This is a genomic window from Ancylobacter vacuolatus (assembly GCF_030813595.1).
Classification (GTDB): Bacteria; Pseudomonadota; Alphaproteobacteria; order Rhizobiales; family Xanthobacteraceae; genus Ancylobacter; species Ancylobacter vacuolatus.
In genome coordinates, this window is the sequence record NZ_JAUSUH010000010.1 from 209,703 (window position 1) to 222,638 (window position 12,936).

The following is a 12,936-nucleotide window of genomic DNA, read 5'->3' on the forward strand; positions in this document are numbered from 1 at the left end:
AGGCTGGTACTTGTCGGCGATGTAGGCGGCTAGGCGCCTTTCCGCTTCTCCAGCCTCGCCTTCAGGGCATCCTGTGGGGACACGCTTGGCACCGTCCTTGATAAACCACTGTGCATTGGCGATCCGCTTCCCGGTGCGCCGGTCGATCCGCTCCTTTCGAAGCCACAGGCGAGCTTGGGCGGCTGGACGAGGCATAGGCGGCGCATCTCCTCTATCGCGGCAAGGGTGGTGAAGTCCTTATTCGCGATTCGCTCAATCGCAAGGCGTCCGCGTGCCGCCTCGCGGCGCAGTCCGGCAGCTGTCATTCCGCCGAATGGGAAACCGTAACGCACGGCATCAACCAGCCGGAGCGGCATGTTGGGATCAATGTTGTCGTTAGCGGCTACTGTCATTGACGCCTCCGGTGGAAGATCGGCACAATAGTGGTTGCTTTGGCGCCGCCGTGCCATTTTTAGGTAAACTACCCCTCCGCTGTCCTCATTCCCCGCCGCCGGTACGCCAAAACACACGAGGCGTACCGGCGGCGGGCGGCGCGTCCATCAAGGCCCGGCCAGTCAATGCCGCGTCAGCACCCAGCTGACGCCGCTGGCAAAACCGATCATGTGCGCGGCGTTGCCCTTCGCGGCGATGGCTTCGAGCGTCCACCCAAGCAGCAGCCTGCCGACAAGGTGGCTGCAGCCATCCTCGCCCAACGCTGCCGCCAGCGTGGCTGCATGGGCTTTGGCGACGGCACAATCGGTTGCCCAATTGCCGGTCGGCTCGACGGCCCAGAAATCGCGGCCGGCGGACGTCATCGTGATGAAGGGGAAGACAGACAGAATTCTATCCTCTTCCGTTGCCTCGAATTCCACGGGCGGCTTATCCGAAGGCCGGTCGGGGTTGGAGGGGAGCCGCGGAGGCGCCGTGCCGGTCTGGCCGGCACGGATGTCGTGCAGCTCGCAGGCAGCGGCGATCGCGTGATCGATGTCGGTGGGGGTGCGGATGTTCATCGCTCAGCCCTCCAATGCATAGGCGCGGATCGCCGCTATGGAGGTGAACCGTTCGAGGAAGACGCCGGCATGCGCCAGGATGCGGCGCGCCGCCTCGTCGTCCGGTGGCAACATCGCGCAGATCTTAGCGGCGACCTGGCGCTCCAAGGTGTCGCGCAATTCATCATTGGTTGCGCGGGTGGCGGGGATAAGGGTGGGCATGAGCTGGCTCCCATGTCATGCATTGCAGTACAATGCATGACATAGGAAATTCTGGTCGTCAACGAAGAAATGCATTACATCGCAGTACGACTTAACCTGAGAGGACACGTACATGGCGAAGACCGCCAACCTCGCCTTGCGCATCCCACCTGAGTTAAAGGCAGCGCTTGAGGAAGCGGCAAAGGCTGACCGAAGAACGGTCTCTGCCTACGTCGAACTTCTGATCATCAAGGACATAGAGCAGCGTCGACTATTGCCGAAGCAGTGAACCAAGGCGTCGACTGAGAAAGAGGCGCGGAATGTCTATAGGCGCTTGAGCGTAACGGCCATCAGCGATCTCACGGAGAGATGCGAGCGTATTTACTGGATTTGCACGCACGATTCGCATTTGATCGCTGCAATCGGCCTCGCTCCATCTTTTGACCAGCGGACCACCCCAACGACCAAGTTGCAGCGTATTTAAGTAGGATAATCAGTATTACACCAACTACATTGAATGTAGCCATCAGATGCCTTTAGAAATTGCCAATCTCGTATCAAGTATATCAAATATATCGTTAATTATTGGGGCTATCCTCGCTCTAGGCGGAACTATTGGATCCATCATATCCAACGCAACTATAGCGCGATATGCTGATGAGAGAATTGCATCAAACGAGTTATTAACAGCCAGAGCAAATCAAGGTGCAGAGTTAGCAAATCAACGTACGGTTGAAATAGAGCAGACAAACCTTTCTCTCCAGCTTGAACTCGAAAGAGAGCGGTCGGATCGGTTGCGTCTTGAACAAAAACTCGCACCTAGATTGATCACGCCAGATAAAATGTCGGATGCCGCAGCGACCTTGAGCGTCCATGCTGGGCAGAAAGCGCACTTGAATTGCTTGCTAGGAGATCCAGAAAGCCGCTTTCTATGCAATGACATCGCTACAATGCTAATCCGTGCTGGCTGGGATGTGGACGACGAGCCTGCACAAGTGATGTGGGGAGGCGGCACGCCCGTGGGGGTTATGGTCGAGGTTTTTGGTCATGACATTGATAAGAAGACGACTACGGCAGCTTTAACATTGAATGCTGTCCTAGCCGATCTGACCCTGGTGCGTGACGGAGCGGCGGTTAATTTCAAAGAGTCATCGAATTTATTCATGAATATTAGTGTCGGAAAGCGCATTCTTTCTCCGGAAAGTCTCCTCAGGATGTCCCCTTAAAAATCTCACCCACCGCAGCGCAGCGTGACAGCCGGTTGTGGCCATGGCACGCTGCTACCTCTGACGGAGGGGGCGCGATCATGTCCGGGGGAATTACATTCTGGCTCTCCCTTTGGGGAGCCGTCCTGAGCACCCTCCTCGGCCTTAGAACCCTGACCAGCGGATGGCCGCGTGTTCTCCTAGTGTCCAGCCCGTCGAATTTGGACTGCCTGTTTCTAAGTATTAAAAACGAAGACATCCACTCAATAGTTGTGGAGCGGATACGCACATTTCCAAAAGGCATGCATCTGAATTTCGATGCGCCGTCCACCAGGGCAGCAGTAGGCAGCGCGATTAACGAGGCGCGTCACAATGATCGACAGATTATAGTTTCTCCACATAAAGAAATAAGATTCCGCTTTGGGGAAAATACTCACCCCAAAAATACACTCTTGCTTCTTCAGTGGAGGTCGGCGCGGATAGGATTGCTTCCGAAGATCCCGCTGGTTTTATATATTTCTTCAGAGCGGATAAGATCGGCCTCGCGCCAGGTAGTTGCTGAGGAAAACGGCCCCGGCCAGCCTTGACGAGGGCCACGGTCTCCGGCATCGTAAGTTCGCCTGCGAAGCCTTCTGCATGAGGGTGGAGGCGAAGTGACCGCCGCGGACATGACTGATCCGCCCCGGCTCTCAGCGCATCGAAGTCAGCACTCCCCATAATCAGGAGAATGACCATGCGCATTTCCGAATCCGCTATCCGCCGTCGTCTCGCCAAGGCCGGCTTCCGCCTGCAGAAGACACCCGCCCGCCACTGGACCCGCAACGAATATGGGCCGGGCTACATCGTAACGGACGACACCAACACCGTGCGGCTGGGGGCCACACAGCGCCCGTACGACGCCACGCTCGACGAGGTGCGGGAGTTCGCTGCCCGGCTGTGACGTAAGGCGCCAGGGGCTGCTGTGTGGCCTCTGGCGCGACGCCAGAGCACTAATTCTTGTCGACTGCCATGGTGCCGTCCGAGTATTCTCAGCGAATCGCTGGGAGCGGCCGATGACTGAAGTAGACGACAGTCACGAATTTGGGTCCGAGGACGTAACAGAAACGAAGCTACGCCTCCTTGAGAAGTACATCCAGGCTTTTGCAACGGCGCTACGCGGAAAGTTCCCCCGCATCTGGTATATCGACGCTTTCGCAGGAACAGGCTCCCGAACGATAAAGGTCGGCGCGACTGGCGCTAATATATTCGGTGAAGCGAAGGAAGAAACCGTCGACCGAAAGCGTGGTTCGGCGCGTATAGCTCTGGACGTTCAGCCGAATTTTGATCGTCTTATATTCATGGAGCAGAGAAAGAAGCATTACGATGCACTAGTTGAGCTAAAGCAACAGCATCCAACGAGAGATATTTTCGTACTTCAGGGTGACGCCAACGAAATAATTCAAAGCCAACTGCATCTCGCCGACTGGCGAGGAACCAGGGCGGTTATATTTCTGGATCCGTACGGGATGAACGTCGACTGGAAGACACTTGAGTGCATCGCATCTACGGGGGCAATCGACGTATGGTATCTGTTTTCTCTTTCAGGGCTATTTCGACAAGCTGCTCGCAATATTTCAGCAATAGATCAGCATAAGAGAAATGCAATTACGCGAATGTTGGGCACAAGTGAATGGGAGGCTGAGCTGTATCAGCGTGAAGAGGTTTATACTGATCTCTTCGGCCAAGAGAGCAAGCATGAACGCCAGAGGATCGCAGATGTTGCCGGCTTAGAAAAATACGTAACGAAGCGTTTAAGGACCATATTCCCAATGGTTCTGGAGCCATTTGCGCTTCCGCCAGTTCGGCGGCCTCAGATATTTTCGTTGTACTTTGCTCTATCGAACAACGATCCGAAGGCTATTGGCCTGGCGAAAAATATTGCCAGTCATATTCTCAACTCTGGCAAACCATCCCATACGCGATCACGATAGACTCGGCCCGCCGCCTTTTTGTTCTTTCCGCCCCATTGCTTGAAGAAGAATGCGGCATCTGCATCGGTGCATTGGTCGAATATCTCGTCGACCCATAGCGGATCCATCGGCCGAGCATTGGGACCGGATTCGCCACCGACGATTGCCCAATGGATGCCCTGCAAGTTTCCGCCTGCTACCGATCCGATTAGAGGCTCATATGAGACGAACCGCACGGAGGCTGGCACTCCCCGGAGCTCATCAAGCCGATGGAGAACACGGGAGTCCTCGACGCTAGTTCCGAGCCAGACGTTGGGCAGGACGTTGAGGCCCTCGCCATGCAACGTCTCCCCCATCCGATCGGGTCGCTTCGTCAGGATCTGATAGGTGTGCCGAGGGGTTTCCGCCATGACGCGCCAAACTTCGCGCACGAAGGTGGTGGGTACGTCGGGATGGAAAAGGTCTGACATGGAGTTGACGAAAACACGCCGCGGCTTGCTCCAGCGATGGGGTGCCCCAAGCGCGGCATGATCGAGCGAAATCTTTCCGGTCCACTTCGCGCGACCGCCACTTTTGCGCGTCAGCCCTTTGTACTTCTCGACACCCATGGCCTCCAGCCGCGCTGCCATTCGCATGGCGTAGCAGTTGGTGCAGCCCGCCGACATGATGGAACACCCTGCCACCGGGTTCCACGTTACGTCGGTCCATTCAATCGTTGTCTCAGCCATGACAGGCCTCCATTGCCCAGATATGCTGAATCAATGTGGTTAAGAAGTGTGCCTACTGAGCCGGCCCCACCTCCCGCCGCACCGGCCCCCGCCTCACATACCCCCGCGACGCCTCCTGCCGCGCCTCGTCGAGCTCGCGCTCGAGGAACTGCCCGGCGATCAGAAGCGCCTTGATGGTCGCCCGCGCGTCCCCGCCGCACGCTTCTAGCGCGGTGTTGACGTCGTCGTCCGTGACATCGATCGGCTCGGCTGCCCCGTCCACTCCGCCCATCATGGCAGCCCCTCGTGTCCGGCGGGCCACGCTTTACGCTCGCCGTCTATCGCGCCCTGCAACTGGCGATCCATCAGGATGAGAGCGCTGTTCAGGCTTTCCAACGCCACATACGCCGTGCCACCGATCGGCACCGTCCCGCACCACACGCGCACCTGGTGGTGGAATGCTTGCAATTCCTTCCGCATCTGCCCGGCCTCATGGGCCGATAGGCTTCTCTTGCTTCGCTGGACCATGGCGACCTCCGTCAAGCCGTCATGGATCGCATGAGAACAAAAGAGGAACAAGCGGCATTCCGCTTGCGGAACGATCCTGAAGTAAGCAACGTAGGTGAGCAAGGAACCTTCCCCAGCGTCACACGCCTGCGCTATAGGAACCCGCCCGACCATTTCTCGCCCGAGCCGTGGTCAGGTGGCCGGGCGCGGTTGCGGGCGCGCCCGGCTAGGTGCCCTTTACGCCACGTCGCTCCCGCGCAGGCCCAACCTGCGCTGCATCGTGCGGGCCGCCCGTCCCCGGCTATGCGGCCAGCCGCAGCGGATCAATCTTCTCGCCCACCACGTCGTCCCACACGTGCAGTACGTCGCCATCCGGCATCAGGCCCGGCACGATCCCAACGTGAGATACCCAGCCACCGATGCCGTGGCCCATAACTGGCTCGCCTCGACCGCAGGACAGATCGTCGATATGCGCACGTGCCCGTTCGAAGGCCGGCACGCCATGCTCGACAGGATCGAACACATGAGCCTCGGCGATGTCATCTAGGTCGACGCCGAACGCGCAGCGATTGCCAAGGACGAACCAGCACCCGGCCGGCAGGTTGTCATGCACAGTGTCGGTGCAGCGGTAGAACACCTCGCCGCGAGCATGTTGGTCGGACCAGCCGGCGACTAAGATCTCGCAGTCCATGCCCTCCGGTAGCCCGGCTTCGAAGGCCGCCCATACATCGTCAGCGGCACGACGGAAGCCATCGAAACCCTCATAGTCGGCGAGGAGGCACGCCTTATAGAACTCCAGGAAGCAGCCCGTGATGCCGCGGAGCGAGAACACGGCATTCGCCATGGGGAGCGGGACGATCTTGTGCCGAAACGCCGTGACGACACCGTCCGCCGGGTTATAGGTCGCCGCGTCCGCCATGATGTGGATACGGTCGCTCTGCACCACAGCCAGCATCGCGCTCATTGCAATTTCCCTTCGATGGAGAAGCCTGCCGGCCCTGTGTAGCCGCCGTCCGCGAGGCCGGGGAGCTTGGCGCCGCCGCCGAGGATCGAAGACAGGAACCCGCCGCCAGCCGTCCCTGGCGCACCGAGCAAGCCGGTCAGAGCCTGCTGCAAGCCGATCTCGATGATCTTGTCGAGCACACTGTTTAAGGCGTTCGAGAGTGCGTCCGCCGCTGAAACGCCGTTGCGGATGTCGGACACGAAGCCGCCGAGGACGTCGTAGGCAGTGCCGCGGATTTCATCCATGGAGTCGACCAGCGCCGCCTGCGACGCAGCCTGCTTTTCCAGTGCCTCGGCAGCCTGGCCCGATCGCGCCGCCAGTTCGTCAATCTTCGCCGCGTATTCGGGCGTGAGCTTGATGCCGGCGCGGGTGAGCTCGTTTATGAGTTCCTGCTTCACGCGCAAGGACTCAGCGGCGCCGGTCGTCAGCCCCAGCGCCTGCTGCTCAACACCCATCTGGGTAATGCGCTGTTCGGCGGACAGCACGATCTGGTCGTAGGCCTTCGCCAGGCGTTCCGCCGCGTCACCCGCTGGCGTCTTGACCTTGGAAAGGTCGCCCATTCCGCCGGTAGGGTTGATGGTGACGCGCTGCGGCTTGCCGTCTAGCAGCTTCTGCAGTTCGGCGGCCTCGGCCAGTCGCCGATCGATACCCTGCTGCCCGCCGCCCATCACGAAGGCCGGCGTCGACTTTTGCATGTTGTCGGCCGCGGCCTTGAGAAGATCGATACGGCGCTGGAGCGTGCTGTTCGACTGCGCTTCCGTCGCATTGAGCATGTCGGAGAAGTCGCGCATCAAGGCGACCACGGACACCAGGGCGCCTTTGAGATTGGTACCGATCGTGGTGGACAGCTTCGCGAAGGCGCGGTCGATCTCGACGGCCCGCTGAATCAGTTCGGTATCAATAACGTTGCCAGTGTCGCGAGCTTCTTGCCGCATCTTGGCAATATAACCAGAGCCCTGGTCGATCAGCCGCAGGAACTGCTCACCACCAGATCCGCCGAACAACTCGTCGCTGACGCGAATCTGGCTGGCCTTGTCCAGCCGTCCAAGCTTTTCGATAATCTCTTCGAACAGGTCCGACGGATCGGCGAGCTTTTCCTTGAGATCAGCGACATTATAGCCAAGACGCTGGAACGCTTCCGCAGCACTTCCGGCCCCGCTGACAACGAACTCATCCGCTCGAAGCTGTAGCTCCTTCAGGCCGTCCGCCATGGCATCTAGGCCGACCAGCGCACCCTGCGCTGCGTAGCCCAACTCTTGGAATTTCTCGACTTGGACGCCGGCTTTCTGTGCCTCGGCATTCAGTTGCGCCAGATCAGCGGCGGCAGTCCTGGCGCCAGCAAACAAACCGCCGACGCCGAGTCCGGCAAGCCCGAGTTTCAGCCCATCGCCGATGCCCGCGAATGCGCCGCGGATGACGCCGCCGACCCTGCCAGACTCCTTACCAAATTTGTCGAGTTGCTTGCCCGCGACTTTAAGGCCTTCTTGGAAACGTGCGCTATTCAGGCCCAGGTCGACGTAGACCCCACCCGCGTTGACTGCCATTAGGCAGGTTCCTTCGTAATACTGGCGAGGAACACGCCAAGGGCGTTGCCGACGGCCGAAGCGCAGGCGGAGACACCGTGCTTTTTGATGGCTGCGTCGGCGTGGGTGAGCTTCAGGTCATCGAGGTGAAACACCATGAAGCGCGACAGCATCCGCTCCGTCTGATTGAGCGCGGCGCCGACTGCGATGAGGGTCCGCAACACGCGCAACGACACCCCGTCGCTCGCCTGAGCTTCGGCTACGATGGCGCCAATTGTCATTCCCAAGGCCTGCTCAGCGGCCGCCATGCGGGGAATATCGAAGTGCAGCACGAGCGCTGCGCCGGTTGTCGTCATTTGGTACCCTTCTTGGCCGCCCGCGCCGCTATTCTCTTGGCGGTTTTGGCGACTTCGGCCTCGATGTCGGCCGCAATTGATTTCGTGATGTCGTCGCGCTCGGCGCGGAGGGCCGGGCCGAGAAATGGTTCGGCTCCCATCTTCACGGTGCCGAACTCCACCAGGTGAGCATGGGGCGCCGTGGCGCGGACGCGGACGGTGGCGCTGGCACCGCGGCCAGCTGCCGCTGAGTTGGCCTTACGGGCTGCGGCTGCCGCATCCTGCCGGGACTCGCCCCCACGCATCGCCGCGGCGAAGGCTGATTTGCCAGCGTTGCGGCGGACGATGACGGTGCCGATCGATTCCTTTAGGGCGCCGCTGTCGACCGGGGCGTCGCGCTTGGCAGCTACCTCTACAGGTTTGGCTGCCTTCTTGAGCACCCTGTTCAAAACACCGACCTGGGTGGATTTCTTGAGTTGATCGAGCCCCTTAAGCGCCTCGCGAAGGCCGCTGATTTTCACGGTGGACTTCATCAATCGAAAAACTCTTCACCCGGTTCGCTGCTTGGAGCGGTCGGCATCATGACTTTGCTCGCCGAAACAGGGGTGGCGCACAGCGAATTGAGGCACTGGCGAAGCAGTTGAAGGGCAGGCACGCCGGCAGTGCCGGCGGCGAGTTGCGCGGCCAAAATGGCGGTGATGCTGACGATCCCGCGATGGCTCGCGTTGAGCCACGGCAGCGTCGGCACTAGGGTCGAGACTCATAACCAGTAGCTGACGGTGGCCGCGATGCAGACGGCTGCGAGGAAGTTGACGGCGTTCCGGTCGTACCGCGTGGCGACGCGTCGGAAGTCTTTGAGGCGGCAGAACATGCGCTCGATGGCGTTTCGGTTCCGGTAGAGCACGGGGGAGAAACAGTTCTTCCAGCGCCGGTTGGCCTTGGGCGGGATATTAGGCATGGCGCCGCTCTCCTCGACCTGGCGACGTATGGCGTTGCTGTCGTAGCCCTTGTCGCCATGGAGAATGTGCGCTGGCGGCATCTGCTTCAGCAGAGCCGATCCCGCCGTGCAATCCGCGACCTGGCCTCCGGTGAGGAGGAAGGCAATGGGCCGGCACTGGCGATCCGTCAGCGCGTGGATCTTGGTCGTGCGCCCGCCGCGCGAGCGGCCGATGGCCTGGTTACGCTCCCCCCTTTTCCGCCCGAAGCCGAGCGGTGCGCCTTCACGGCAGAGCTATCGATAAGCACCTGGGCCGGAGGGCCGCCGGCACTCGCCAGAGCATGGAAGAGATCGACCCAGACGCCTTTGGCGGCCCAGCGGACATAGCGGTTGTAGAGCGTTTTGCGCGGCCCATAGTCGGGCGGCGCGTCGATCCAACGCCCGCCTGACTTCAGGACATGGACAATGCCGCTGATCACGCGGCGGTCATCAACACGCGGTTTGCCACGCGTATCAGTCGGCAAATGCGGCTCAATCCGTGCGAATTGCGCGTCCGTAAGCCAGAAACGATCCCGATTCATCCACGCCTCCTCCCGGAAGCCGTGAATCACACCAGGCTGGCGAAGCCAACCGCTTTATGGGTCCGAGCCCTAGTGCATTCCAGGCATCAGCAGCGGCGGGGTTCAGCCAGTCCGGCGGTTCGCCGACCGGGTCGGCGACTGTTGGCTCGGTTCGGTTTTTGTAACGGCCAGGATTGACAGCCAGGGCGCCTGAAATCCTTGCGGCTTCAAGGCTTTTGCGAGGTCGAGGCATCTCAACTGGTATCCATTTTCTATTTTGGCCCCATGCTCTGAATTGCAGGGATGTGCGCGATTGACCCCTGCCGGTCCGGCTGCGACGCGATGGGAGGGAATCTGGCCCCCCCCCGTCACCGGTCGACCGGATCCAGCCCCGCGAGGAGGCAGGCTTCGTCGACGGCGGGGCCGAAGTCGATCGCGCGGTACCGCTCCATCGCCGCGGCGTCGGCGGCGTCGTATTCGGCCTGCCAGCGCAACAGGTCGGCGAGGGCCTTTTCAAGAGCGGCGACACGTTGCTCAAGGTCACTCATCGTCCGGCCACCCGACAGGCGTGGAGGTAGCCATTGCTAAACCGGCTTGCCGCCGCACCGACCGTGAACCGCTTGACGGCGGACATGACGGCGCGCGCCTGGGCGGGCCACGATGCAGATAGTGGCGGCGTCTCGCCGACCACTTCATGTGCGAACCCGATCGACACCGCCTTCGCGAGCGGCATCGCCTTCTCGGTTCGCATTTCGGCACGGATTACAGCCAGCGGGGCGTCGCAACGCGATGCCAGCACCTCGGCAATCTCGGCGTCGACACTGGCGAGGGACTTGGCAATCGCTTCGCAGCGTCCGGCGGTTAGGCGCTGCGATGCTACCGGCGAACCAGCCTCGGCTCGATGCAATAGAACCTGTGTGCCAGGCTCCAGCCGCCGGACATCAGCGGCGGCATAAATCAGCGCCGCGGCCGATGCGACGGTGCCACGGCCATGGGCGATCTTCCGCCCGGCGGGGTGCTTGCGGATGGCGTCGAAAATCCGGCGGCCAGCGATCAGCAGCCCGCCGCGGCTGTTTACGTGCATGAAAATGGTGCTGGCGTTGGGGTTGGCCGCGAGTTGCCGTTCAACGCGGTTCGCCATCGCGTCATCGACATCGCCCTCAATACGCAGGGCGACGAACGCGGCGTTCGTGGTCGACGGTTTGACCTTCGGGGCAGGCTTTGCGGCTGCTCGCAGCAGCCGCTTGGCCCGGTCGAGCTTGGGTGTCCTACTGACCATTCGCCAAGCTCCGCAGTTCAGCCGCGAGGACGGCCACCCGCTTGGCCTGAGCCACGATGCGCGGCGTTGGCAGCGTGTGCGCGGTGGCGAAGGCATCCGCTTGGCGCGCCGGCTCGATCGCCGTGTCGAGCCGTTCCGCAATAGCAGCGAGGTCATCCTGCAGGGTGCGCGCGACGGGAGCCAGACTGTCGAGAAAACGCGGCTCAGACTTCTCGCGCGCCTCTGCATAGCGGCGCCGAGCATCGTCAAGGCGGGCCTCCGCAGTTGCGACTTCCGCCTCGGCGGCGTGCACGTCGGCAATGGCGGTGTGGCCTGCTGTATAGCGCGCGACGGTGCGGCGCTCGTTTTCACGGGCCTCGTCGCGCGCCGTTCGGGCTGCGGTTACGGCGATGCGCGCCGCCTGCATGGCGGCTGAAATCTTGAGGTCCATTTTATTCCCTAGGAGGCCGCCCGGCGCGAAGGCGGGGCGCATTGTTGATGTCAGCCGCGAGGCGGCGGAAGGTGTCGCCGTCGACAATCGTGAGGCGCGATACGGCGTCATCGTCAGGCTGGCCGAAGTGGCGGGTGCCCGCATCGGTGACGATCATGGCGCTGCCGGCGGCATCGAGGTGGAGCCGGATCATCTGGTTGGGCATGGTCAGCAGCGCAGCCAGGGCTTCGTTGAACGTGCCAGCCGTGTCCCGCATCGTGGCGAACCGCACGACGTGGCGAGGATCTGAGGCGGCCTCGCCGAGCAGGCCCGCAATGATGATAAGCGCAACTTCACGCGGCCCTAGATCGACGATGGCGCCTTGGGCTGACGGTAGGTGTCCCGCCAGACGAAGACGATCAGTTGCGAACACTTGCCGGGCATGCGGCACGCGCAGCACGCGCGACGCGATCGCCACGCATTGCGATTTCGTTGCCATCTTTTTTCCAGCGGATAAGTTTTGAGCGAAAAAGAACCCCGGCACGAAGCCGGGGCCAAGTTCCATGGAGATGGAAGTTTGACTAGGTCTTCCACTATAGGTGCTTGAAATCGGCGTTGAGGGCACACGATCAGGCGGCTTCCGCAAAATTTTCTGCAGGAATATTGTCGTTGCGCGCCTCAGTCATGAAATGAACGCCAAACTCGACAAGGGCTTCGTCTGTAAGCCGGATGGCTTTGCGCTCGGCATATTTCCCGTGATGCCCCAATGCCTCTCCGATCTGGCGGGCCGTGGCGCTGGAGATTGCCAAGTCCAGAACTTCAGCATGGTGCGGGCCGACATGCCGGCGAGCGGTATTGGCCTCGGCGAGCCGTGCCATGCTGTCGAAGGCGTCGTCGCCGCGCCGATCGTCGAGCGACACGGCCTGGCTCTGGTGCAGGCCGTCCCAGTCTCCCCCGATGTCCACCGCCATCCGCTGGCGAGTGCCCGGCACGCCACGCCGCCTGCCGCCGCGGGATGACAGCGTGATCTTCTCGTAGGGGGAGAGCAGTTGGCCGTGCTTGTCGGTTCCCCACCGGATGAGCTTGCTCGCTCTGAACAGCAAATCGCCGAGGTACGCGAAACCATCCCGCAGCCACCATCCGCCGGGGGCGCGCACTGGATCCTCCCACACGCCACGGGCAATCCGACGGCGGGTGAATGTGGCCCGGCTTGCTGCCGCCAGCATCTCGTCCACGGTAGGGCGGTCCGTCCTGTTGATTGATCCGCCCCCATTCTTTGGACCGCCGGAGGCTAGAGTTTCCGGCCTGTTTCACGGCGGTGGGCTGGCGGCACCGCCGGGGTTCTGCAACGTG

21 protein-coding genes are annotated in these 12,936 nt (G+C 61.3%); 4 read left to right on the forward strand and 17 right to left on the reverse strand.

The window, feature by feature from the left end:
• Positions 1-29: 29 nt before the first annotated feature.
• From J2S76_RS19080 to J2S76_RS19090, 3 genes are all read right to left on the reverse strand, one after another.
• A complete protein-coding gene (locus J2S76_RS19080; protein ID WP_307063033.1) occupies positions 30-392 on the reverse strand; it encodes an excisionase in 363 nt (120 codons plus the stop codon).
• A gap of 162 nt (positions 393-554) precedes the next feature.
• Positions 555-989 (reverse strand): hypothetical protein, encoded by a 435-nt coding sequence (locus tag J2S76_RS19085; RefSeq protein ID WP_307063035.1) that lies wholly within the window; start codon positions 987-989, stop codon positions 555-557.
• A gap of 3 nt (positions 990-992) precedes the next feature.
• Positions 993-1,190, reverse strand: a complete 198-nt coding sequence (locus J2S76_RS19090; RefSeq protein WP_307063037.1) for a hypothetical protein — start codon at positions 1,188-1,190, stop codon at positions 993-995.
• Between the two features lie 112 nt (positions 1,191-1,302).
• Between J2S76_RS19090 and J2S76_RS19095 the strand changes: the two genes are divergently transcribed.
• The 4 genes from J2S76_RS19095 (at position 1,303) to tcmP (ending at position 4,344) form a co-directional block, all read left to right on the forward strand.
• Positions 1,303-1,458: a type II toxin -antitoxin system TacA 1-like antitoxin gene (locus tag J2S76_RS19095; RefSeq protein WP_307063039.1), complete on the forward strand. Its 156-nt coding sequence runs from the start codon at positions 1,303-1,305 to the stop codon at positions 1,456-1,458.
• 241 nt (positions 1,459-1,699) lie between these two features.
• Entirely contained in the window at positions 1,700-2,395 is a 696-nt protein-coding gene (locus tag J2S76_RS19100; protein WP_307063041.1) for a hypothetical protein, read from the forward strand.
• Positions 2,396-3,107: 712 nt separating this feature from the next.
• On the forward strand, positions 3,108-3,314 hold the full coding sequence (locus tag J2S76_RS19105) for a hypothetical protein (protein ID WP_307063043.1): 207 nt from the start codon (positions 3,108-3,110) through the stop codon (positions 3,312-3,314).
• 112 nt (positions 3,315-3,426) lie between these two features.
• Positions 3,427-4,344, forward strand: a complete 918-nt coding sequence (gene tcmP / locus J2S76_RS19110) for a three-Cys-motif partner protein TcmP (protein ID WP_307063045.1) — start codon at positions 3,427-3,429, stop codon at positions 4,342-4,344.
• Here the strand turns inward: tcmP and J2S76_RS19115 are convergent.
• The 14 genes from J2S76_RS19115 to J2S76_RS19180 all read right to left on the reverse strand — a co-directional run bounded on the left by J2S76_RS19115 (position 4,299) and on the right by J2S76_RS19180 (position 12,818).
• Complete coding sequence (locus tag J2S76_RS19115) at positions 4,299-5,051, reverse strand: DUF5131 family protein (protein WP_307063047.1); 753 nt, start codon at positions 5,049-5,051, stop codon at positions 4,299-4,301. The two genes, tcmP and J2S76_RS19115, sit on opposite strands and share 46 nt — an antisense overlap.
• Positions 5,052-5,103: 52 nt before the next feature.
• Positions 5,104-5,325 (reverse strand): hypothetical protein, encoded by a 222-nt coding sequence (locus J2S76_RS19120; protein WP_307063049.1) that lies wholly within the window; start codon positions 5,323-5,325, stop codon positions 5,104-5,106.
• Entirely contained in the window at positions 5,322-5,660 is a 339-nt protein-coding gene (locus J2S76_RS19125) for a response regulator (protein ID WP_307063051.1), read from the reverse strand. The genes J2S76_RS19120 and J2S76_RS19125 overlap by 4 nt, the downstream gene beginning before the upstream one ends.
• A 178-nt stretch (positions 5,661-5,838) precedes the next feature.
• Positions 5,839-6,501 (reverse strand): hypothetical protein, encoded by a 663-nt coding sequence (locus tag J2S76_RS19130; RefSeq protein WP_307063053.1) that lies wholly within the window; start codon positions 6,499-6,501, stop codon positions 5,839-5,841.
• A complete protein-coding gene (locus J2S76_RS19135; protein WP_307063055.1) occupies positions 6,498-8,084 on the reverse strand; it encodes a phage tail tape measure protein in 1,587 nt (528 codons plus the stop codon). The genes J2S76_RS19130 and J2S76_RS19135 overlap by 4 nt, the downstream gene beginning before the upstream one ends.
• Positions 8,084-8,419, reverse strand: coding sequence for a hypothetical protein (locus J2S76_RS19140; RefSeq protein ID WP_307063057.1), 336 nt, complete (start codon positions 8,417-8,419; stop codon positions 8,084-8,086). The genes J2S76_RS19135 and J2S76_RS19140 overlap by 1 nt, the downstream gene beginning before the upstream one ends.
• Positions 8,416-8,931 (reverse strand): HK97-gp10 family putative phage morphogenesis protein, encoded by a 516-nt coding sequence (locus J2S76_RS19145; RefSeq protein WP_307063059.1) that lies wholly within the window; start codon positions 8,929-8,931, stop codon positions 8,416-8,418. Before J2S76_RS19145 ends, J2S76_RS19140 begins: the two co-directional genes overlap by 4 nt.
• Positions 8,931-9,146, reverse strand: a complete 216-nt coding sequence (locus J2S76_RS19150) for a hypothetical protein (protein WP_307063061.1) — start codon at positions 9,144-9,146, stop codon at positions 8,931-8,933. The genes J2S76_RS19145 and J2S76_RS19150 overlap by 1 nt, the downstream gene beginning before the upstream one ends.
• Positions 9,147-9,158: 12 nt before the next feature.
• A protein-coding gene (locus J2S76_RS19155; RefSeq protein ID WP_307063063.1) for an IS5 family transposase occupies positions 9,159-9,916 on the reverse strand; the annotation gives its coding sequence in 2 pieces (ribosomal slippage) (positions 9,159-9,583 and positions 9,583-9,916; 759 coding nt in all).
• A gap of 347 nt (positions 9,917-10,263) precedes the next feature.
• Positions 10,264-10,443 (reverse strand): hypothetical protein, encoded by a 180-nt coding sequence (locus J2S76_RS19160; RefSeq protein ID WP_307063064.1) that lies wholly within the window; start codon positions 10,441-10,443, stop codon positions 10,264-10,266.
• Positions 10,440-11,174 (reverse strand): ATP-dependent Clp protease proteolytic subunit, encoded by a 735-nt coding sequence (locus J2S76_RS19165; RefSeq protein ID WP_307063066.1) that lies wholly within the window; start codon positions 11,172-11,174, stop codon positions 10,440-10,442. Before J2S76_RS19165 ends, J2S76_RS19160 begins: the two co-directional genes overlap by 4 nt.
• Positions 11,164-11,604 carry a hypothetical protein gene (locus J2S76_RS19170; protein WP_307063068.1) on the reverse strand — a complete coding sequence of 147 codons (441 nt, stop codon included), beginning with the start codon at positions 11,602-11,604 and terminating at the stop codon, positions 11,164-11,166. The genes J2S76_RS19165 and J2S76_RS19170 overlap by 11 nt, the downstream gene beginning before the upstream one ends.
• 1 nt (position 11,605) lies before the next feature.
• Positions 11,606-12,148 carry a hypothetical protein gene (locus J2S76_RS19175; RefSeq protein ID WP_307063069.1) on the reverse strand — a complete coding sequence of 181 codons (543 nt, stop codon included), beginning with the start codon at positions 12,146-12,148 and terminating at the stop codon, positions 11,606-11,608.
• A 64-nt stretch (positions 12,149-12,212) separates the two neighbouring features.
• The gene (locus tag J2S76_RS19180; protein ID WP_307063071.1) at positions 12,213-12,818 is read right to left on the reverse strand and encodes a hypothetical protein; all 606 of its coding nucleotides are present in this window, start codon (positions 12,816-12,818) and stop codon (positions 12,213-12,215) included.
• Positions 12,819-12,936: the final 118 nt, after the last annotated feature.

What these genes read in the sequence shown, in the direction of transcription:
- J2S76_RS19080 (WP_307063033.1), bottom strand. Translation starts at nt 392, where the DNA reads ATGACAGTAGCCGCTAACGACAACATTGATCCCAACATGCCGCTCCGG.
- J2S76_RS19085 (WP_307063035.1), bottom strand. Translation starts at nt 989, where the DNA reads ATGAACATCCGCACCCCCACCGACATCGATCACGCGATCGCCGCTGCC.
- J2S76_RS19090 (WP_307063037.1), bottom strand. Translation starts at nt 1,190, where the DNA reads ATGCCCACCCTTATCCCCGCCACCCGCGCAACCAATGATGAATTGCGC.
- J2S76_RS19095 (WP_307063039.1), top strand. Translation starts at nt 1,303, where the DNA reads ATGGCGAAGACCGCCAACCTCGCCTTGCGCATCCCACCTGAGTTAAAG.
- J2S76_RS19100 (WP_307063041.1), top strand. Translation starts at nt 1,700, where the DNA reads ATGCCTTTAGAAATTGCCAATCTCGTATCAAGTATATCAAATATATCG.
- J2S76_RS19105 (WP_307063043.1), top strand. Translation starts at nt 3,108, where the DNA reads ATGCGCATTTCCGAATCCGCTATCCGCCGTCGTCTCGCCAAGGCCGGC.
- tcmP (WP_307063045.1), top strand. Translation starts at nt 3,427, where the DNA reads ATGACTGAAGTAGACGACAGTCACGAATTTGGGTCCGAGGACGTAACA.
- J2S76_RS19115 (WP_307063047.1), bottom strand. Translation starts at nt 5,051, where the DNA reads ATGGCTGAGACAACGATTGAATGGACCGACGTAACGTGGAACCCGGTG.
- J2S76_RS19120 (WP_307063049.1), bottom strand. Translation starts at nt 5,325, where the DNA reads ATGATGGGCGGAGTGGACGGGGCAGCCGAGCCGATCGATGTCACGGAC.
- J2S76_RS19130 (WP_307063053.1), bottom strand. Translation starts at nt 6,501, where the DNA reads ATGAGCGCGATGCTGGCTGTGGTGCAGAGCGACCGTATCCACATCATG.
- J2S76_RS19135 (WP_307063055.1), bottom strand. Translation starts at nt 8,084, where the DNA reads ATGGCAGTCAACGCGGGTGGGGTCTACGTCGACCTGGGCCTGAATAGC.
- J2S76_RS19140 (WP_307063057.1), bottom strand. Translation starts at nt 8,419, where the DNA reads ATGACGACAACCGGCGCAGCGCTCGTGCTGCACTTCGATATTCCCCGC.
- J2S76_RS19145 (WP_307063059.1), bottom strand. Translation starts at nt 8,931, where the DNA reads ATGAAGTCCACCGTGAAAATCAGCGGCCTTCGCGAGGCGCTTAAGGGG.
- J2S76_RS19160 (WP_307063064.1), bottom strand. Translation starts at nt 10,443, where the DNA reads ATGAGTGACCTTGAGCAACGTGTCGCCGCTCTTGAAAAGGCCCTCGCC.
- J2S76_RS19165 (WP_307063066.1), bottom strand. Translation starts at nt 11,174, where the DNA reads ATGGTCAGTAGGACACCCAAGCTCGACCGGGCCAAGCGGCTGCTGCGA.
- J2S76_RS19170 (WP_307063068.1), bottom strand. Translation starts at nt 11,604, where the DNA reads ATGGACCTCAAGATTTCAGCCGCCATGCAGGCGGCGCGCATCGCCGTA.
- J2S76_RS19175 (WP_307063069.1), bottom strand. Translation starts at nt 12,148, where the DNA reads ATGGAACTTGGCCCCGGCTTCGTGCCGGGGTTCTTTTTCGCTCAAAAC.